Raw genomic sequence first — 19935 nt, 5'->3', positions numbered from 1 at the left:
CTCGCCGGGGGGCCGTCCCTCACTTCAGGGGGGCGGCCACCAGCGCCTCGGCGAAGCGCTCGAAGATCTGCGCCGTCGTGAGCGCGGGCTGCTCGTCCATGTTGCCGAGCATCAGGGCGAAGACGACCCGCGGATGCTCGGTGTCATGGGGCCGCTCGGCGATGCCCACGTAGGCCTTCTGGCCCGAGAGCGTGCCCGTCTTCGCGCGCACGAGGCCCTTGATGGTCGCCCCGGCGCTGCCCGCGAGCGTTCCGTCCACACCCGCCACGGGCAGGCTCTCCAGCAGCGCGTTCGCGTAGGGCTCCCGGAGGCTCGTGGCCAGCACCTCCGCGAGTCCGCGCGCGCTGGCCACGTTGTAGCGGGACAGGCCGCTGCCATCCACGGGTCGCAACAGGCGCGGGGCGATGCCCCGGCGGTGCAGCTCCTGGGTGAAGGCCTCGCGCAGCGCGGTGTAGCTCTCGGTGCCCATGCGCTCGAGCGTGAAGCGCAGGCCCAGCCGCTCCGCGTAGAGGTTGAGCGACTCCTTGTTCGTCACCTTCACCAGCTCGGACAGGGGCGGACTGACGAAGTCCAGCAACAGCTCGCGCGGCGAGGAGGGGGTGGGCGTCGCCGTCGGCGGCAGGAAGGGCGTGGCCACACGCCAGACGCCCCGCGCGGTGAGCGCGTCTTCCAGGCACGCGGTGAACAGGGCTTCGGGTGCCTCCACGGACACGCGGGTGGAGGCGCGCGGGGGGCACTGCCCCGGCGTCGAGCGCCACACGCACCGCGTGCGCCCGGTGCCCCGCTCGCGGGTGCAGCCCAGGCCGGCCCGCGAGGCCGCGGGGTCCAGGAAGATGGCGGTGGTGGAGGTGTCGAGGGGCGGCGAGTAGCGCACCTCCAGGGGCTGGGGCACGGGCGCGGCGCAGTCCTGGCCCTCGGCGCGCTTCACGGACAACTCCGCCACGTTCTCGCGGAAGGCGAAGCGCGTGGGCGCGGCCCCGAAGGCGTAGGCGGCATCGTCCCAGGCCCAGCCCGGACCGTAGAGGCCCCCGTAGGGCCCCTCGTCCGCGTGGGTGATGCGCAGGGGGCCGAACCACTGGCGGATGCCCCGGGCCACGAGCGCATCGGCGAGCTGTTCACAGGCCTGGGCCGTCTCCGGAAAGCGCCAGGAGCCCAGGGAGGGGTCTCCCGAGGCCTCCACCACGAGCTCCCCCAGGAAGAGGTTGCCCGCCACGGAGCCCTGGAGCCACACCGGGGTATGGAAGCGGAAGTCCGGGCCGAGCGCGGACAGGGCGGCGGAGGTGGACACCACCTTCATCGTGGAGGCGGGCAGGAGCCGCACGTGCTCGTGGCGGGCGTACAGGGGAAAGCCCGTCGCGGCGTCCAGGACGATGGCCCCGGACAGGGCGCCCTCCCCCTCCACGCCCGCGAGCAGCGCGTCCGCCACGGAGGTCAGGGACGGCGAGGACGGGCGGGCCGAGCGGGGAAGACAGGCCGGCAGCACGAGGGCGGCGAGCAGGAGCGTCGCGAACGGGGAACGGCGCATGGGGGGGGCACCGTAACGTCCCGGCTCTCCAGCCGTCCAGGAGCGAACGCACGGCGGGCGCGGGGGTGGCGCCCCCTTGGGCCCGGGGTGGCGTGCGCACTACGGTGGCACGCCATGACCACCCTGACCGTCGACAATCCCTTCACTGGCGACGTCGCCTGTTCCGTGCCGCTGGCGGACGAGGCGGCCGTCAATACCGTGCTCGATCAGGCGCGCGCCGCCGCCCGGGCCGCGCGCGCGACGTCCCTGTCCGAGCGCAAGGCCTGGTGCGAGCGCATGGTCGCCGCCATGGAAGCGCGCGCGGACGACATCGCGCTCGACATCAGCCGGATGATGGGCAAGCCCTTGGCCCAGGCCAAGGGCGAGATTCGCGGCATGGCCGAGCGCGCCCGGTACATGATCTCCATCGCCGACAGCGCGCTGGCGGACGTGGTGCTGCCGGCCAAGGCGGGCTTCGAGCGGCGGATCGTCAAGGAGCCGCTGGGCGTGGTGTTGGACCTGCCGGCGTGGAACTACCCGCTGCTCACGGCGGTGAACGTGGTGGTGCCGGCGGTGCTGGCGGGCAACGCCGTCGTGGTGAAGCACTCGCCCCGCTCGCCCCTGTGCGGCGAGCACTTCGCGCGCGCCTTCTCCGAGGCCGGTGCGCCGGCGAACCTCGTGCAGGCGATGCACTGCGATCACCCCACGAGCGAGCGCATGGTGGGCGACGCGCGGGTGGACCATGTGGTGTTCACCGGCTCGGTGTACGGCGGCCAGCGGCTCACGAACGCGGGCTCCGGCCGCTTCCGGCACATGGGCCTGGAGCTGGGCGGCAACGATCCGGCCTACGTGGCGCCGGACTGTGACTTCGACAAGACGGTGGAGAACGTGGTGGATGGCGCCATCTACAACGCGGGCCAGAGCTGCTGCGCGGTGGAGCGCGTGTACGTGCACCGCTCGCTCTATTCGCGCTTCACCGAGGCGTGCGAGGCGCTGGTGCGGGCGTATGTGCTGGGCGATCCGCTGAGCGACAAGACGTCGCTGGGGCCCATCGCCCAGCCCAACCACCCGGCGGAGCTGGAGCGGCTGGTGGAGGACGCCCGGAGCAAGGGGGCGCGTGTGGTGGCGGGAGGCAAGCGCGCGCAGGTGGACGGCAAGGGCCGCTTCTTCGAGGCCACGCTGCTCACGGACCTGGACGACACGATGGCGCTGATGAGGCAGGAGTCCTTCGGGCCGCTCCTGCCCATCGCCGTGGTGGACTCGGACGAGGAGGCGCTGGCGCGGATGAACAACTCGGACCTGGGCCTGACGGCGAGCGTCTGGACGAAGGATCGCGAGCGCGCGGCGCGCTTCGCCACCCAGCTCGAGTTCGGCACGGTGTACATGAACCGCTGCGACTCGGTGGACCCGGCGCTGCCGTGGATTGGCGTGAAGAACTCGGGCCGGGGCCACAGCTTGAGCGCGCTCGGCTTCGACCAGCTCACCCGTCCCAAGTCCATCCACTTCCGGCTGACGTTCTGACCTGGAGGCGACCGTGAGCCTCCGGGCGTGGCTCCTGGTCTCCGCACTCGGCACGGCGCCGGTCCTCGCCGCACCCGCGACAGGACCGGCGCGGCACGTGGTGCATTCCGTGCTGCAACTGCCGGACTCGCTGCGCGCACGGATGCTGGCGGCCCTGGGCCGAGGAGACGTGGTCGGCGCCGTCAGCCTGTGGGAGCTGGAGACGGGGAAGAACGCGCCCCAGTGGCTCCTGTCCTTTCAAGCCGCGTTCAGTCCCGCGAATCAAAGGGCGGGGCCCTGCATCCAGGTCGCGCGCGACGTGTTCGAGGGATTCAAGCGGCTTGGGATGAAACCTTCCTACGTTCGGTTCAACACGACTGTGTCCGAGTGGGGGGACGACTTCATTGCCTTCGAACGGCGGGCAGGTGCGCCAGGCAGTACGATTCGTATCTCCGACAACTCCTTGCATTTCGCTGTCCAGATAGAAGGCCGTATCTACGACGCCATGACAGGACCCACCGGTCTCGCCGCGACGGAGTACCTGAAGCGCCTGTACACACCAGCCCCTGGCGGTATTTCCGTGCAAACGCTGGAGCGACTGCCGTGAGCCCCACTCTGCGTGCGGGGAGTCTGTTCGAGCGCATGCGCCACATGTGCGAGCGCCCAGGGATGTTCTCGCCTGATTTCACCCTCGATCATCTCCACCTCTACATGATGGGCTACGAGAATGGTCGTGGCGACGCGGGCCTTCCAGGTCAGTACAAACACTTTCGGGAGTGGCTCTACGAGCGCCACCCCGAGTGGCGAGACCGCCCGGAGTGGTGGGCCAAGCAGATCCTTCACGCGAACGGAGACGACCTCGACCGGACGCTGGCGGAGATCATCCGCCTCTTGGACCAGTTCCTGGCCACGGACGGGGCGGAGTTCGTCCGCCACCCCGTCCGGGCCGATTGAACCGGCGCGCGGCTACTTCACCCCGAGGTAGTCCTGGAGCGGCTTGACGGTCTGCTCCTGGCGCATCAGCGACTCCATGGCGCCCACGGCCATGCGCGCCGCCTGCACCGTGGTGAAGTACGGCACGCTGTGCATCAGCGCCTCGCGGCGGATGGGGAAGCTGTCGGCGATCTCCTGCTTGCCGAAGGTCGTGTTGATGACGAGGACGATCTGCCCGTCCACGATCTTGTCCACGATGTGCGGCCGGCCCTCGGCCACCTTGAGCACCTTCTCCGTCTCGATGCCCTTGGTGGCCAGGTACTGGTGCGTGCCGCCCGTGGCCACGAGCTTGAAGCCGAGCGAGCGCAGGCGCCGCGCCAGGTCCACCACCGCGGGCTTGTCGTCGTTGCGCACGGAGATGAAGACCTTGCCGCTCTTGGGCATCTTCACGCCCGCGGCTTGCTGGCTCTTGGCGAAGGCAGCCGGGAAGTCGTCCGCGATGCCCATCACCTCGCCCGTGGACTTCATCTCCGGGCCGAGGATGACGTCCACGCCGGCGAAGCGCGCGAACGGGAAGACGGATTCTTTAACGGCCACGTGGCGGAACTCGGGCTCCCGCGTGGCGCCCAGCTCCGCGAGCGTCTTGCCCACCATGCACAGGGACGCGATCTTCGCCAGCGGCATGCCCGTGGCCTTGGAGATGAACGGCACCGTGCGGCTCGCGCGCGGGTTCACCTCCAGCACGTAGATGGTCTTTCCCTGGATGGCGAACTGCACGTTCATCAGGCCCACCACGCCCAGCTCGCGCGCCAGGGCGATGGCCTGATCCTTCATGCGCTCGACCAGGTCCGGGGACAGCGAGTGCGGGGGCAGCGTGCACGCCGCGTCACCCGAGTGCACGCCCGCCTCCTCGACGTGTTCCAGCACGCCGCCCACCAGCACCGCGCCGGTGCGGTCGGCCACCAGGTCCAGGTCCACCTCGATGGCCTCCTTGAGGAAGCGGTCGATGAGGACCGGGTGCTCGGGCGACGCGCTCACCGCCTCGCGCATGTAGCGCTCCAGGCTCACCTGGTCGTAGACGACCTCCATGGCCCGACCGCCGAGCACGTAGGACGGGCGCACCATGACGGGGTAGCCGATGCGCTCGGCCACGCCGTAGGCCTCCTCGTGGCTGCGCGCCACGCCGTTCTCCGGCTGGGTGAGGCCGAGCTTCTCGATGAGCTGGGCGAAGCGCTCGCGATCCTCCGCCCGGTCAATGGCGTCCGGGGGCGTGCCGAGGATGGGCAGGCCCGCCTTCTCCAGCGGCACGGACAGGCGCAGGGGCGTCTGGCCGCCGAACTGGACGATGGCGCCCACGGGCTTCTCACGCTGGGACACCTCGAGCACGTCCTCGATGGTGAGCGGCTCGAAGTACAGCCGGTCCGACGTGTCGTAGTCCGTGGACACCGTCTCCGGGTTGCAGTTGACCATCACCGTCTCGTACCCCGCCGAGCGCAGCGCGAAGGCGGCGTGCACGCAGCAGTAGTCGAACTCGATGCCCTGACCGATGCGGATGGGGCCGCTGCCGAGGATGAGCACCTTCTGGCGCGAGGTGGGCGGCGCCTCGTCCTCTTCCTCGTAGGTGGAGTAGAGGTAGGGCGTGTAGGCCTCGAACTCGGCGGCGCAGGTGTCCACGCGCTTGAAGACGGGGCGGATGCCCTGGGCGTGCCGGCGCGCGCGCACCTCGTCCTCGGTGCACCCGAACAGCCGGGCGAGGTACTTGTCCGAGAACCCGTCCGCCTTGGCCGCGCGCAGGGCGGCGCTCGGCACCGCGTCCAGGCCGCCGTGGGCCTGGAGCTGCTGCGACTCCTGCACCAGCGCCTGGATGTGGCGCAGGAACCAGGGATCGATGGAGGACAGCTCGAAGACGTCCTCCACGCTCATGCCCTCGCGAAAGGCCTGGACCACGTAGAGCTGGCGCTCGGGCCGGGGCACGCGCAGGTAGTCGCGCAGCACCTTGCGCCGCGCGTCCTTGTCCGCGGGCAGCTCGGGCGACTCCATGCCCGTGTTGCCCGACTCCATGGAGCGCATGGCCTTGAGGTAGGCCTCGCGGAACGTGCGGCCGATGGCCATCACCTCGCCCACCGCGCGCATGCTGGTGGTGAGGGTGCGGTCGGCGTGGGGGAACTTCTCGAAGTTGAAGCGCGGCACCTTCACCACCACGTAGTCGAGCGTGGGCTCGAAGGAGGCGGGGGTGTCGCGGGTGATGTCATTGCGCAGCTCGTCCAGCGTGTAGCCCAGGGCCAGCTTCGCGGCGATCTTGGCGATGGGGTAGCCGGTGGCCTTGGAGGCGAGCGCGCTGGAGCGCGACACGCGCGGGTTCATCTCGATGACCACGATGCGCCCGTCGCGCGGGTTGACGCCGAACTGGATGTTGCTGCCGCCCGTGTCGACGCCGATCTCCCGGATGATGCGCAGGGACGCCTCGCGCAGCCGCTGGTACTCGCGGTCGGTGAGCGTCTGGGCGGGGGCCACGGTGATGGAGTCCCCGGTGTGCACGCCCATGGGGTCCAGGTTCTCGATGGAGCAGACGATGATGACGTTGTCCGCCGAGTCGCGCACCACCTCCAGCTCGTACTCCTTCCAGCCGAGCACGCTCTCCTCGACGAGGATGGTGGAGTTGGGGCTCGCCTTGAGGCCCGAGCGGCAGATGGCCTCGAACTCCTCGCGGTTGTAGGCGATGCCGCCGCCGGTGCCGCCCAGGGTGAACGAGGGCCGGATGATGGCGGGAAAGCCAATCTTCTCGCCGATGGCGAACGCCTCGTCGAGGTTGGTGGCGTAGCCGCTGTCCGGCAGGGCCACGCCGATGCGCTGCATGGCGGCCTTGAAGAGCTGGCGGTCCTCGGCCTTGTTGATGGCCTCCAGGGACGCGCCGATGAGCCGCACGCCGTACTTCTCCAGGATGCCCTGCTCGGCGAGTGCCTTGGCGAGGTTGAGCGCCGTCTGTCCGCCCATGGTGGGCAGCACCGAGTCGGGACGCTCCTGGGCGAGAATCCGCTCGGCGACCTCGACGGTGATGGGCTCGATGTACGTGCGGTGGGCGAACTCGGGGTCCGTCATCACCGTGGCCGGGTTGCTGTTGAGCAGGACGACCTCGACGCCCTCCTCCCGCAGCGCCTTGATGGCCTGGGTCCCTGAGTAGTCGAACTCGCACGCCTGCCCGATGACGATCGGGCCCGAGCCAATGACGAGAACCTTCCGGATATCATTTCGCTTAGGCATCGAGGGGGGGCCCATAGCACGTTCACCCGCGCTTGCACGATCCGTGTGAAGCCCGGGCTTGTTTGGACGGGTCTCTGGTAGGCTCGCTCCCCGTTTTTCGGAGGAATCATGCGTCCCTGGACCCTGGCCTTGTTGCTGTCCACCACCGCGCCCGCCCTCGCCCAGGAGGCCCCCGCCGCGCCCCCGCCTCCGCCCGCCGCGGAAGCCCCGGCGCCAGCTCCCGCGCCCGCTCCCGCCGCGGAGAAACCCAAGGCGCCCCGCCCGGTGGCCGCGACGCCGACCCCGGCGCCCCCGCCGGCTCCGACGCCCGCTCCGGCCGCGGTGAAGGCCTCGGTGCCCGCGCCGGGCTCGGAGGACGAGACCGCCCGGATGTCCGTGCTCGAAGACGCCCGGTACGTCATCAACTACCTGCTCACGGGGGACGTGCGCGGCATCGTGACGATGATCTCCTTCCCCTTCCAACTGGAGGAGCGCCGGTTCGATGCCCCCGAGCCGCTGGTGGCCACGTGGGTGAAGCAATTGCGCGACAAGCGCACGGATCTCGTCACGCTCTACGGCATCGAGGTGCTGCCCTACGCCGAGTTCGAGAAGAAGTACGGCAAGCCGCCCGCGCGGCTGGGCGCCATCGTGCCACGCGGGGTGGAGGTGTACGTGGCCGTGGCCAACCTCTCGGGCCACGCCGCCGTGCTGCTCTACCGCACCTCGCCCGAGGGGTGGCGGGCCTTCGCCTATACGGACTGAGCCCTACTTCGCGTACTTGGCGCGCAGGGCCTGGAAGACCGTGGGGGGCACCAGCCCCTCCACGTCCCCGCCGAACAGGGCCACCTCGCGCACCAGGTTCGACGACACGTAGAAGTAGTCCTCGCCCGTCATCATGAAGACGGTCTCCACGCCGGGCGCCAGCTTGCGGTTCATGTTCGCGAGCTGGAACTCGTATTCGAAGTCCGACACCGCCCGCAGGCCGCGCAAGAGCACGTTGACCTGACGCGACTTGGCGTACTCCACCAGCAGGCCGTGGAACGCGTCCACCTCCACGCGCGGGTCCGGACAGGCCTCGCGGATGAAGGCCTTGCGCTCCTCCTCGGAGAACAGGGGCGTCTTCTTCGGATTCACCGCCACCGCGACGATCACGCGATCGAACATCTGGAGCGCGCGGTGGATGATGCTCAGGTGGCCGTTGGTCAGCGGATCGAACGAACCCGGATAGATGGCGATGCGCATGTGCGCGCGCAGTCTCGACGCGCGCGGGGCGAGCGGTCAAGCCACGCGAAAGAGGCTCACCAAGGTGTCCCCGAAGCGCCGCTGATCCACCTGGGTGAAGCCGGCGTGGGCCTCGGGCGCGGGCTCGCGCTTGTCGTGCTCGACGACGACCGTGCCCCCGTCGGCGAGCACCCCGTGCTTCGCCACGGCCTCGAGCACCGTCTCCACCACCCGCGCGGCGTAGGGGGGATCCGCGAGGACGAGCTGGAAGCGCTCGCCCCGCTTGCCGAGCGCCGCGAGCGCCCGCTCCACGGGCTGGGCCAGCAGCTCCACGCGCGCGGTGAAGCCCAGGGCGTCCGTGTTGGTGCGGCACAGCTCCTGCGCCTCGCGATCCGAGTCCACCATCACCACGCGCATGGCCCCGCGCGACAGGGCCTCCAGTCCGAGCGCCCCCGTGCCCGCGTACAGGTCGAGGATCTTCTGGCCCTCGAACCACTGGCCCAGGATGTTGAAGAGCGACTCGCGCACCCGGTCCGCCGTGGGACGGATGTGTTTGGACGTCGCCTTGGGGCCCGCCAGCGCCCGGCCTCGTGCACTTCCCGCGACGATTCGCATCAGTCTCCCCGCCCTTCCGCCAGGAAGAGCATGGACTTCCAGCCCGTGGCCGAGGCCCCCAGGGCCTCGATGATCTCCGAGGCCTCGGCGAACGTCAGGGCCTCCAGGCGACCCTCATCCGCGGCGCTCAGGGGCGCGAGCTGCGCGCCCAGCAGTCCCAACACCTGTCCGGCGGCCACACCCGCCTTGCGCGCCTTGTCCTCCACCTGCGCGCGCACGGTCTCCGGATAGGACACGAGCGCCAGACGCTCGAAGGGCGCCGAGCACTCTACCTTCTTCACGCCCGCGGCCACGTACGTGGGCAGCACCCGCACCGAGCGCCGCGCCGCCTCGCCCACCGCCACGTCCGCCCCGTGCTGACCCGCCAGTTCCACCAGGCCGCGCAGGAACTGCACGTCCTGCGCCTCCTCGCCCAGGGCCGCCTCCGGCACGCGCAGGAAGCGCACGGTGGCCCCCCGCCGCGCGATGCCCTCCAGGAGCAGCCGCGCGCCGTCCAACTCCTCGCCCTCGGCCCCCGCCGGCAGGGACACCTCCAGCGCGAGCTCGCGCTCGATGAGCGTCTCGGACAGCCGCAGCACGGCCTCCACGGCGGCGGGCGCGGGCAGCCGCGTCACGTCCAGCGACACGAGCGAGAAGCCCGCCTCCACCAGCCGGAAGAGCCCTTCCTGCAGCGGGCCCAGGCTCGCGGGCGCGGCGCCGGGCACCCGCACCGGGCCGGCCTGGAGGAACAGGGGTCGCGCATGGCCATCCGCCTCGGCCACCTGCTGCACCGCCGCCACGAAACGCTCGGCCGCGCCCCGCTCCGCGAGCGGATGGGGGCACACGAGGCCCAGCACGGCGTCCTGTCCCCGGCCCGCGGCGAGCAGACCCGGCAGCATCGTGCGCACGGGCACCGGCAGGCAGGGCAGCGCCGTGGGCTGGCCCTCGAGCGCCCGCGACAACTCGCGGGGATTGAGCACGGGCAGCCGGGAGGCGGGACCGAGTCTCGCCACCACGCTCGTGGGCCGCAGCGTGAGCACCTTGTCGAGCACGTTCATCTGGCGGCGGAGAATCCCCGGCGGGCCCGGTCACCGCAAGCGTTCCGTGCCGCTTCCGTTCACCCGGGCCCACCCCGCCCCGACCCGACTTCCCGGCTTTCCCTCAGCCGAAGCTCTCGCTCGGGGGCTCCAGTCCGGCGAGCCCCGGCGCGAAGGGGATGTCCACCACCCGCTCCCAGGGGCCGCCCAGGTAGCGCCACAGCAGCAGGCCCTCGCCGCGCGCGGTGAACGGCGTGAAGCGCGCGGTGAGCTCCGCGCGCAGGGCCCGCGCCGCCTCCGTGGTCGTCTTGTTCTGCACGGTGACGTGCGGACGGAAGCCCTGGCGATCCTGGGGCGTGAGCCAGGGGGCCCAGCGGCGCGCCAGACCCGCGCGCAGGGCGGACAGCTCCGAGGACATGAGCTCGAAGGCCACCCCCCGCCCCAACGAGCGCAGGCCCGTCACGCGCAGGGACAGGGGCAGCGCGGGGGCCAGCGCGCGCAGGTCCGCTTCGATGCGCTCGCGGGCCTCGCCCGGCAGGTGGTGGAACAGCGTGAGGTGGGCGGACAGGTGGTTGAGCCGCGCGGGGAAGTGCTCCCGGCGCAAGTCATCGAAGAAGGCGAAGCTCCGCGCGTCCAGCCGCAGCGTCAGGATGAGGGGATCCATCAAGACCGACCTCCGCGAGAGCGTGAACCTCCAGGGATGCAAGGGCCCTCCGCCCCCGGTGTCCCGATAGTGAACACCCTGGGGCCTCCCAACGTTCCACATGCTCTGGATTTGAAGCCTGACTGAAATAATCGGAACACATTCCAATTGATTCGCGGGGTTACGCCGCGCCGCGGCATCGGACAATGACTTGCAGGAGTGCAAGTGTACGGAGAGGATGCCCGCGCTTTTTGACGGACCCCTGACACGATTCCTCAACACCCGAGGTACCCAGTGAACACTCGCAACGCCCTGCCCCGTTGGAGCGCCTCCGCGGCGCTCGCGGCCCTGATGCTCCTGACCCCCGCCTGCAAGGACAACAAGGAGACGGCCTCGGCGAGCGGGTCCGCCGCGCCGAACAAGCCGGCGGGGGCGAAGATCGCCCTGCTGCTGCCCGAGTCCAAGACGTCGCGCTATGAGTCGCACGACCGTCCGCACTTCGAGCGCAAGGTGAAGGAGCTGTGCCCGGACTGTCAGGTCATCTACAGCAACGCGGACCAGGACGCCTCCAAGCAGCAGAACCAGGCCGAGGCGGCGCTGACCAACGGCGCCCAGGTGCTCGTGCTGGACCCCGTGGACGCGGCGTCGGCGTCGGCCATCGTGGCGCGCGCGCGTCAGTCCAAGGTGCTGGTCATCAGCTACGACCGGCTCGTGGCCCAGGCGGACGTGGACTACTACATCTCCTTCGACAACGAGAAGGTGGGCAAGCTGCAGGGCCAGGCGCTCGCGGACAAGCTCAAGGCGGACGGCAAGGCGGACGGCACCATCGTGGTCATCAACGGCTCGCCCACCGACAGCAACGCGGCCATGTTCAAGGCCGGCGCGCACAGCGTGCTGGACGCGAGCGGCGCGAAGATTGGCGCCGAGTACGACACGCCGGACTGGAGCCCGGACAAGGCGCAGCAGCAGATGGAGCAGGCCATCACCCAGCTGGGCAAGGACAAGATCGTGGGCGTGTACGCGGCCAATGACGGCACCGCGGGCGGCGCCATCGCGGCGATGAAGGCCGCGGGCATCAAGCCCCTGCCCCCCGTGACGGGCCAGGACGCGGAGCTCGCCGGCATCCAGCGCGTGGTCGCCGGGGAGCAGTACATGACGGTCTACAAGGCCATCAAGGCCGAGGCCGAGGCGGCCGCCGAGCTCGCGGTGACGCTCGCGCGCGGGGGCCAGCCCGCGGCGGACAAGGTGAACGGCAAGGTGAACAACGGCATGAAGGACGTGCCCTCCGTGCTGCTCCAGCCCGTGTCGGTGACGCGCGACAACGTGAAGACGACCGTGGTGGCCGACGGCTTCTGGACGACGGCGCAGATCTGCGACGCCTCGTTCAAGGACGCCTGCACCCAGGCGCAGCTGCAGTAAGCGAGGCCGCACCACATGAACGCGACCGCGCTGTTGGCGCTCCGCAGTATCTCCAAGCGCTTCGGGGCCGTGCAGGCCCTCAGCCAGGTGGACTTCGAGGTCCATCCGGGTGAGGTGGTGGCCCTGGTGGGAGACAACGGGGCTGGCAAATCGACCCTGATCAAGATCATCTCGGGCACCATCGCCATCGACGAGGGAGAGATTCTCTTCGAGGGCAAGCCCGTGACGCTGGGAGCGCCCAAGCGCGCGTCCGCGCTCGGCATCGCCACCGTCTACCAGGACCTCGCCCTGTGCGATAACCTGGACGTGGTGGGCAACCTGTACCTCGGGCAAGAGGAGCGCTCGGGGGTGCTGGGCAAGACCGTGGGCTGGCTGGACGAGGTGGCGATGGAGCAGCACGCCTCCTCGCTGCTCAAGAAGCTCGCGGTGAGCATTCCCAGCGTGCGCACGCAGGTGGCGGCGCTGTCCGGTGGACAGCGTCAGACCATCGCGGTGGCGCGCGCGATGATGGGCTCGCCCAAGGTGGTGCTCCTGGACGAGCCCACCGCGGCGCTGGGCGTGGCGCAGACGCGCCAGGTGCTCGACCTCATCCGGCGGCTGCGCGAGCAGGGCCTGGGTGTGGTCGTCATCAGCCACAACATGATGGATGTGTTCTCGGTGGCCGACCGCATCATCGTGATGCGGCTGGGCAAGCGCGTGGCGACCTTCGACGTGAAGTCGGTGAAGGAGGTGGATGTCGTGTCCGCCATCACCGGCGCCAAGCCCGCCCAGGTCGCCACGACCCTGAAGATGGAGGAGGCGTCATGAGTTCCGCGAGTCAACCCGCGACGATCGATCCCCGGCTGATCCAGGACGCGCCGGGTCTGGCCGGCGCGTGGGCGGGCTTTCGCCGCCGCGTGTCCCAGGGGGAGCTGGGCAGCCTGCCCGTCATCGTGGGCCTGAGCGCCATCTGGCTCACCTTCTACCTGGCCAATGACCGCTTCCTGTCCGCGGTCAACCTGACCAACCTCATGCTGCAGATCTCCGCCATGGGGCTCATCTCCGCGGGCATCGTGCTCATCCTGCTGCTCGGGGAGACGGACCTGTCGGCGGGCGCGGTGAGCGGCCTGGCCGCCTCGGTGATGACCATCCTCAACGTCAAGCAGGGCTGGCCGGCGGTGCCGGCGCTGCTGGCGGGCCTGGCCACGGGCGCGGTGATTGGCCTGTTCCAGGGCTCCTGGGTGACGCGCTTCAAGGTGCCCTCGTTCGTGGTGACGCTGGCCGGCTCGCTCGCGTGGCAGGGCGCGCTGTTCAGCGTGCTGGGCTCCACGGGCAGCGTGAACCTGCAGAACCCCCTCATCACGGGCCTGACGTCCACGTTCTTCTCCGCGCCGGTGTCCTGGCTGGTGGTGGCGCTGCTCGTCGCCGTCTACGCGGGCACGACCTTCCTCGAGCGGCGGCGCCGCGCGTCGGTCCACCTGCCGCTGGTCCCGCTGCGCAACGTGCTCATGCGCATGGGCATCATCTGCGGCGCGGTGGCGGTGGCGGTGCTCGTCTTCACCAGTGACCGGGGCCTGCCCCTGGCGACGCTCATTTTCGTGGGCATCCTCATGGTGATGGAGCTCACGCTCAAGGGCACGCGCTTTGGCCGGCACGTGTTCGCCGTGGGTGGCAACGCCGAGGCGGCGCGCCGCGCGGGCATCCGCGTGGACTTCATCCGCATCACCATCTTCACCCTGGGCTCCACCCTGGCGGCCGCTGGCGGCATGCTCGCCGCCTCGCGTCTGCTCGCGGTCAATCAGTCCTCGGGCAGCGGCGACGTGCTGCTCAACGCCATCGGCGCGGCGGTCATCGGCGGCACCAGCCTCTTTGGCGGGCGCGGCTCGGCCTGGTCGGCACTGCTCGGCGCGCTCGTCATCGGCTCCATCTCCAACGGCATGGACCTGCTGGCCTTCTCCTCGTCGGTGAAGTTCATGGTGACGGGCTCGGTGCTGCTCGTGGCCGCCTCCATCGACGCGGTGTCCCGCCGCGGACGCCAGGCCGCCGGACGGGCCTGAGCCTCCGGGCTCGCGGCAAGAGTCACCCCCGGGCCGGTACCGCGAAAGCAGCGCGGTGCCGGCCCGAGTCGTTTCTCAGTGCACCTCACCCAGATGGGCGTACGTCTCGCTCTCGATCTGGATGGTGGTGTGATCGATGCCGAAGCGGTCGAAGAGCAGGTGCTTCACCGTGGTGAGGATGTCGTCGTTGTTGCTCACCTTGGGGTCGGCCACCACCAGGTGCGCCGACAGCGCGTACATGCCGCTGGAGATGGTCCACACGTGCAGGTCGTGCACGTCGCTCACGCCCTCCACCTCGCCGAGCAGCCGCTTGAGCTCGGACAGGTCCACGTGGGCCGGCACGGCCTCCAGGAGCACGTCCACGGCGTCGCGCACGAGCTGCACCGCGCCCACCACGATCACCACCGAGATGAGCACGGAGATGAGCGCGTCCACCATGTACCAGCCCGTCCACCACATGATGCCGGCGCCCACGAGCACGCCCACGCTGGACAGGGTGTCCCCCAGCACGTGCAGGAACGCCCCGCGCACGTTCATGGAGTGCGAGCGGTGCAGGAAGCCCAGCGCCACCAGGTTGGCGACGAGGCCCACCGTGGCCACCACCGCCATGGGCCCCAGGAGCACCGGGGAGGGGCTGCGCATGCGATGCCAGGCCTCCAGGAGGATGGCCACGGTGATGCCCAAGAGCAGCACGCCGTTGAGCAGCGCGCTCAGGATTTCCATCCGGTAGTAGCCGTACGTCTTCTTGAGGTCCGCCGGCTTGCTGGAGAACCACAGCGCCAGCAGCCCGAGCAGGAGCGCGCTGATGTCCGTGAGCATGTGGCCCGCGTCGGACAACAGCGCCAGCGAGCCCGTCAGGTAGCCGCCCACCGCCTCCGTCACCGCGATGGTGCTGGTGACCACCAGCGCGCCGAGCAACCGGTTGCGATCCTTGCGCCGCTCCTCCTTCAAGGAACGATGGGGCGGCCTCGTGGGTTTTCCATGACCATGCCCGTGACCATGTCCATGGCCTCCGCACGGCTCTCCGGCCGCATGGTCGTGGGAAGGGTCGGACGCATCGTGGGTGTGGGGAGGAGTAGTCACAATGGGAGGGTGTGCGACCACCCCACCACGGAGTGGCGCCGAGCGGATAGAGTCCAGCGACCTCGCAGGTTCAAGGTTTTCCCTTGTTGAACATTCCCAAGGCACGGCACATGGACCGTGAACGGCACCAGAACCTGCAGAGCATCATCATGCTCCGGGAGCTCCTCCGCAAGTGGTGGCGCGCGGAGCTGCACTTCGCGGATCGCCACGGCCAGGTGCTGGACTGGCAGCGGATGGAGGGCCTGGGGTCCACCACGAGCGGCTGCTGCCGGCTGGCGCGCGGCTCGCGCGAGGGGCTGCGGCGCTGCACGCAGTCGGTGCGGGAGCTGCACGAGCAGTTCGTGGCCAACCGGCGCCTGCGCCGCGCGGTGGTGCACCCGTGCCACCTGCGCCTGAGCCTGGTGGGCGCGCCGCTCTACGTGCAGGACGTGTACGAGGGCTTCCTCTTCGTGGAGGGCCTCTTGCGCGCGCCCCTGCCCGAGCGCGACCGCGAGCGGCTCCAGGCCCAGCTGCGCGAGTGGCAGCCCGGCGCGCTCGACCTGGAGCGCACCCTGGAGCGGCTGCCCGTGCTGGATGACGAGAACCTGGAGAAGCTCACCGAGCTGCTCGAGTACGGCACCGGGGAGATCGCCGCCTACGAGGCCGAGCGCCTGCGGGAGACGGAGCGCCGCGAGCCCCCGCCCGGCGGCGACACGGGCGTGGGGGCCCGCTTCGGGCACATCATCGGCCGCTCGGCCTCCCTGCAGGAAGTCTTCAAGCTGCTCGAGAAGGTGTCCAACTCGGAGGCCACGGTGCTCATCAATGGCGAGTCGGGCACGGGCAAGGAGCTCGTGGCGCGCGCCATCCACGTCAACGGCCCCCGGCACGACAAGGCCTTCGTGGTGCAGAACTGCTCGGCCTTCAACGACAACCTCCTGGAGAGCGCCCTGTTCGGGCACATGCGCGGGGCCTTCACCGGCGCGGTGCGCGACAAGAAGGGCCTGTTCGAGGTGGCCGACGGCGGCACCTTCTTCCTCGACGAGGTGGGCGACATGTCCCCCGCGCTCCAGGTGAAGCTCCTGCGCGTGCTCCAGGAGGGCACCTTCCTGCCCGTGGGCGGCACCCAGTCGCGCGAGGTGGACGTGCGCGTCATCGCCGCCACCCACAAGGACCTGGGGCAGATGGTCAAGCGCGGCGAGTTCCGCGAGGACCTCTACTACCGCATCAACGTCATCCGCGTGCACCTGCCCCCCTTGCGCGAGCGGCGCGACGACCTGCCCCTGCTCGTGGACCACTTCCTGCGCAAGCACCACCGGGAGGGCCAGCGCACCCGCGGCCTGTCCCCCGAGGCGCTCGCCCTGCTCGGCCGCTATGCCTGGCCGGGCAACGTGCGCGAGCTGGAGAACGAGATGGAGCGCCTGCTCGTGCTCGGAGGGGAGCTGGAGCTCCTGCCCGCCGAGCTCATCTCCCCCCGCATCCGGGACGCGGTGGCCCCCGGGGGCACGTCCGCGCTCGCCGCCCGCACCCACGGCCGCCTGCACGAGGCCGTGGAGTCGCTCGAGCGGGAGATGATCCACCAGGGTTTGTTGCGTACTGGCAACAACAAGAGCCAGCTCGCTCGGGAGCTTGGCATCAGCCGGTCCAACCTTATCTTGAAGATCGCACGATACGGCCTCGAGCCGGGCCTTCCGCCCGACCGCGAGGCGGACGCCTGAGACCATGAGCCCCTCCACCCGGCAAGACTTCCTCACCGTTCCCGATGGCGCGCCGCTGTACTACCAGGTGCGGGGCGAGGGAGAACCGGGCGCGGTGATGTGCGACGGCCTGGGCTGCGACGGCTTCGTGTGGAAGTACCTGGAGCCCCAGCTGGAGCGCCAGCACCGGGTGCTGCGCTGGCACTACCGGGGCCATGGCCGCTCGGGGCTGCCCACGCGCCGCCACCGCATCGGCATGTCCTACAGCTGTGACGACCTCAACCGCGTCATGGACGCGGCGGGCATCCACCAGGGCGTCATCTTCGGCCACTCCATGGGCGTCCAGGTGGCGCTCGAGTTCCAGCGCCGCTACCCCGAGCGGGTCCGGGGGCTCGTGCTGGTGTGCGGCAGCTACGGCTCCCTGCTCAACACCTTCCACGATGGCACCCTGCTCAAGAAGCTCTTCCCCCTCATCCGCCTCACCGTGGAGAGCTTCCCCGAGCCCGTGGCCCGGCTCACCCGCTCGTTGCTCAGCACGCCCCTGGCCATGGAGGTGGCCCTGAGCGTGGAGCTCAACCGCTCCCTGCTGGCCAAGAGCGACCTGCTGCCCTACTTCACCCACCTGGCCAACATGGACCCGGTCGTCTTCGTGCGCACCCTGCGCTCGGCGGCCTACCACAACGCCTGGCGCCACCTGCCCCACGTGGACGTGCCCACCCTGGTCATCGCCGGCCAGCACGACAAGTTCACCCCGGCGTGGATTTCCCGGCGCATGGCCGCCCACATCCCCGGCGCCGAGCTGCTCATGCTGCCCCAGGGCACGCACGTCGCCCCGCTCGAGTACCGGGAGACGATCGAGCGCCGCGTGGACCGCTTCCTCCAGGACAACGGCCTCGTGTCCGCGCCCCGCGCCCCGGGCTCGCACGCCTCGCACACCGCCCATCCCTGAGGCGCCCGAAGTCGTTGGGCCTGCATGTGGTTGTGAAGCCCACCTCATCCTGGGTGAGGGTCGTCGGCTCGCCCCGCGTGCAGCCACGTTGCAGGGTGGACACTCACGGCATATAAGCGCCCGCCCTTCGCGTTCCAGAGGGGTTTCCGAGCATCCCCTCCGGGGAGCCCCCGGGCGCCTTGCCCACACGACTTCTTCCGCCGGGCCTCGCGCCGCGGCAGCCCCTTCCTCACATGATCGCCCGAGAGAACATCCGCAACGTCGCCATCGTCGCCCACGTCGACCACGGCAAGACCACCCTCGTTGACCACATGCTCCGTCAGGCGGGCATCTTCCGCAGCAACGAAGCCCTGACCGAACGCGTGATGGACTCGAACGACCTCGAGCGCGAGAAGGGCATCACCATTCTCGCGAAGAACACGGCCGTCACCTACAAGGGCAAGCAGATCAACATCATCGACACCCCGGGCCACGCGGACTTCGGCGGTGAGGTGGAGCGCGGCCTGCGCCTGGTGGACGGCGTGATCCTCCTGGTGGACGCGGCCGAGGGTCCCCTGCCCCAGACGCGCTTCGTGCTCAGCAAGGCGCTGGGCATGGGCCTCAAGACGGTGCTGGTCATCAACAAGATCGACCGCTCCGACGCGCGCGCCAAGGACATCCTGGATCAGGTCTACTCGCTCTACATCGACCTGGGCGCGGACGAGCAGCAGCTCGAGATGCCCGTGCTCTACACGGTGGCGCGCCAGGGCCAGGCCTCCACGAGCCTGGAGGTGCCGGGCAAGACGCTCGAGCCCCTGTTCGAGGCCATCCTCACGCACATCTCCCCGCCCCCGGCGCCCCAGCAGGAGCAGTTGCAGCTGCTCGTGGCCAACCTGGACTACGACGACTACGTGGGCCGTCTGGCCATCGGTCGCGTGCAGGCCGGCCGCCTCACGCCCAACATGCCCGTGGCGGTGATGCGCGACAACGGCAAGATCGAGCAGGGCAAGATCGTCAAGCTCTACGGCATCCAGGGCCTCAAGCGCACGGAGATCGCGGACGCGGGCCCCGGCGAGATCGTCTCCATCGCGGGCATCGAGGCCATCTCCATCGGTGACACCATCGCCGACGCGGAGCGCCCCGTGGCCCTGCCGCGCATCACCGTGGACGAGCCCACGATGATGATGATCTTCAAGGTCAACGACGGGCCGCTGGCGGGCAAGGAAGGCAAGTACGTCACCAGCCGCAACCTGCGCGAGCGCCTCTACCGCGAGGCCTACCGCAACGTGTCCATCCGCGTGGAGGACACCGACATGCCCGACGCCTTCCGCGTGGTGGGCCGTGGCGAACTCCAGCTCGCCGTCATCATCGAGACCATGCGCCGCGAGGGCTACGAGCTCACCGCCTCCAACCCCGAGCCCATCACCAAGACGGTCGACGGCCAGGTGCACGAGCCCATGGAGCTGCTCTTCTGCGACGTGCCCGACAACAGCGTGGGCGCGGCGACCGAGCGCCTCGGGCCCCGCAAGGGCCGCATGGTGAACATGGAGCAGATCGGCGGCGGCCGCACCCGTCTGCAGTTCCGCATCCCCGCGCGCGGCCTCATCGGCTTCCGCTCGGAGTTCCTCACCATCACCCGCGGTGAGGGCATCATGAGCAGCCAGTTCGACGGCTACGAGCCCTGGTTCGGCTACATCCCCAAGCGCGCCAACGGCGCCATCGTGTCCGACCGCCTGGGCGAGACCGTGCCCTACGCGCTCTTCAGCATCCAGGAGCGGGGCCACCTGTTCGTGGGCGCCGGCGTGACCATCTACGAGGGCATGATCATCGGCGAGCACGTGCACCCCTCCGAGCTCAACGTGAACGCCTGCCGCGAGAAGAAGCTCACCAACATCCGCGCCGCCGGCCGTGACGAGAACGTCATCCTCACGCCCCCCCGCGACATGGGCCTGGAGAAGGCGCTCGAGTGGATCGCCGACGACGAGCTGGTGGAGGTGACGCCCAAGTCCGTGCGCATGCGCAAGAAGGCGCTGGCCGCGGGCGAGCGCTACCGCGCCGAGCGTGACCGCAAGCGCGAGGAGCGCGCCGAGGAGTAGTCCCCGCCTTTCCACGGGACGCTCTTCC

The 19935-nt window shown here is 70.1% G+C and carries 17 protein-coding genes; 10 read left to right on the top strand and 7 right to left on the bottom strand.

Annotation, left to right across the window (positions count from 1 at the left end; all coding sequences use genetic code 11):
• Positions 1-19: 19 nt before the first annotated feature.
• The gene (dacB, locus tag I3V78_RS20510) at positions 20-1525 is read right to left on the bottom strand and encodes a D-alanyl-D-alanine carboxypeptidase/D-alanyl-D-alanine endopeptidase (RefSeq protein ID WP_204490151.1); all 1506 of its coding nucleotides are present in this window, start codon (positions 1523-1525) and stop codon (positions 20-22) included.
• Between the two features lie 114 nt (positions 1526-1639).
• On the opposite strand from dacB, the gene I3V78_RS20505 reads away from it, so the two are divergent.
• Genes I3V78_RS20505 through I3V78_RS20495 form a run of 3 tightly spaced genes read left to right on the top strand, consistent with a single transcriptional unit; the run spans position 1640 to position 3958 of the window.
• Positions 1640-3025, top strand: a complete 1386-nt coding sequence (locus I3V78_RS20505; RefSeq protein ID WP_204490150.1) for an aldehyde dehydrogenase family protein — start codon at positions 1640-1642, stop codon at positions 3023-3025.
• A gap of 13 nt (positions 3026-3038) precedes the next feature.
• A complete protein-coding gene (locus I3V78_RS20500) occupies positions 3039-3611 on the top strand; it encodes a hypothetical protein (protein WP_204490149.1) in 573 nt (190 codons plus the stop codon).
• Positions 3608-3958 carry a hypothetical protein gene (locus I3V78_RS20495; RefSeq protein ID WP_204490148.1) on the top strand — a complete coding sequence of 117 codons (351 nt, stop codon included), beginning with the start codon at positions 3608-3610 and terminating at the stop codon, positions 3956-3958. Before I3V78_RS20500 ends, I3V78_RS20495 begins: the two co-directional genes overlap by 4 nt.
• Before the next feature lie 12 nt (positions 3959-3970).
• Here I3V78_RS20495 and carB read toward each other — a convergent pair whose 3' ends face one another.
• Positions 3971-7198 carry a carbamoyl-phosphate synthase large subunit gene (carB, locus tag I3V78_RS20490; protein ID WP_204490147.1) on the bottom strand — a complete coding sequence of 1076 codons (3228 nt, stop codon included), beginning with the start codon at positions 7196-7198 and terminating at the stop codon, positions 3971-3973.
• Between the two features lie 108 nt (positions 7199-7306).
• On the opposite strand from carB, the gene I3V78_RS20485 reads away from it, so the two are divergent.
• Positions 7307-7939: a hypothetical protein gene (locus I3V78_RS20485; protein ID WP_204490146.1), complete on the top strand. Its 633-nt coding sequence runs from the start codon at positions 7307-7309 to the stop codon at positions 7937-7939.
• Positions 7940-7942: 3 nt separating this feature from the next.
• On the opposite strand, the gene coaD is transcribed toward I3V78_RS20485, so the two are convergent.
• The 4 genes from coaD to I3V78_RS20465 all read right to left on the bottom strand — a co-directional run bounded on the left by coaD (position 7943) and on the right by I3V78_RS20465 (position 10693).
• Positions 7943-8419: a pantetheine-phosphate adenylyltransferase gene (coaD, locus tag I3V78_RS20480; RefSeq protein WP_204490145.1), complete on the bottom strand. Its 477-nt coding sequence runs from the start codon at positions 8417-8419 to the stop codon at positions 7943-7945.
• A 36-nt stretch (positions 8420-8455) separates the two neighbouring features.
• Positions 8456-9013, bottom strand: a complete 558-nt coding sequence (gene rsmD / locus I3V78_RS20475; protein WP_204490144.1) for a 16S rRNA (guanine(966)-N(2))-methyltransferase RsmD — start codon at positions 9011-9013, stop codon at positions 8456-8458.
• Positions 9013-10050, bottom strand: a complete 1038-nt coding sequence (locus I3V78_RS20470) for a hypothetical protein (RefSeq protein WP_204490143.1) — start codon at positions 10048-10050, stop codon at positions 9013-9015. Before I3V78_RS20470 ends, rsmD begins: the two co-directional genes overlap by 1 nt.
• Before the next feature lie 103 nt (positions 10051-10153).
• Positions 10154-10693, bottom strand: coding sequence for a 2'-5' RNA ligase family protein (locus tag I3V78_RS20465; protein ID WP_204490142.1), 540 nt, complete (start codon positions 10691-10693; stop codon positions 10154-10156).
• A 330-nt stretch (positions 10694-11023) separates the two neighbouring features.
• On the opposite strand from I3V78_RS20465, the gene I3V78_RS20460 reads away from it, so the two are divergent.
• The 3 genes from I3V78_RS20460 to I3V78_RS20450 are packed head-to-tail and all read left to right on the top strand — an operon-like array spanning position 11024 to position 14127.
• A complete protein-coding gene (locus I3V78_RS20460; protein WP_204496723.1) occupies positions 11024-12091 on the top strand; it encodes an ABC transporter substrate-binding protein in 1068 nt (355 codons plus the stop codon).
• A 15-nt stretch (positions 12092-12106) separates the two neighbouring features.
• Entirely contained in the window at positions 12107-12898 is a 792-nt protein-coding gene (locus I3V78_RS20455; protein ID WP_204490141.1) for an ATP-binding cassette domain-containing protein, read from the top strand.
• The gene (locus tag I3V78_RS20450; protein ID WP_204490140.1) at positions 12895-14127 is read left to right on the top strand and encodes a sugar ABC transporter permease; all 1233 of its coding nucleotides are present in this window, start codon (positions 12895-12897) and stop codon (positions 14125-14127) included. The genes I3V78_RS20455 and I3V78_RS20450 overlap by 4 nt, the downstream gene beginning before the upstream one ends.
• Positions 14128-14202: 75 nt before the next feature.
• Here I3V78_RS20450 and I3V78_RS20445 read toward each other — a convergent pair whose 3' ends face one another.
• Positions 14203-15210 carry a cation diffusion facilitator family transporter gene (locus I3V78_RS20445; protein WP_204490139.1) on the bottom strand — a complete coding sequence of 336 codons (1008 nt, stop codon included), beginning with the start codon at positions 15208-15210 and terminating at the stop codon, positions 14203-14205.
• Between the two features lie 110 nt (positions 15211-15320).
• Here I3V78_RS20445 and I3V78_RS20440 point away from each other — a divergent pair, with 110 nt between their 5' ends.
• From I3V78_RS20440 to typA, 3 genes are all read left to right on the top strand, one after another.
• Entirely contained in the window at positions 15321-16904 is a 1584-nt protein-coding gene (locus I3V78_RS20440; protein ID WP_204490138.1) for a sigma 54-interacting transcriptional regulator, read from the top strand.
• A gap of 4 nt (positions 16905-16908) precedes the next feature.
• Entirely contained in the window at positions 16909-17832 is a 924-nt protein-coding gene (locus tag I3V78_RS20435) for an alpha/beta fold hydrolase (protein WP_204490137.1), read from the top strand.
• 233 nt (positions 17833-18065) lie between these two features.
• Positions 18066-19907, top strand: a complete 1842-nt coding sequence (typA, locus tag I3V78_RS20430) for a translational GTPase TypA (RefSeq protein WP_204490136.1) — start codon at positions 18066-18068, stop codon at positions 19905-19907.
• Positions 19908-19935: the final 28 nt, after the last annotated feature.

The sequence above is a fragment of the Archangium primigenium genome (assembly GCF_016904885.1).
Classification (GTDB): domain Bacteria; phylum Myxococcota; class Myxococcia; order Myxococcales; family Myxococcaceae; genus Cystobacter; species Cystobacter primigenius.
Note: the sequence above shows the minus strand (reverse complement) of the source record. Positions and strands in the feature narration are given on the sequence as shown.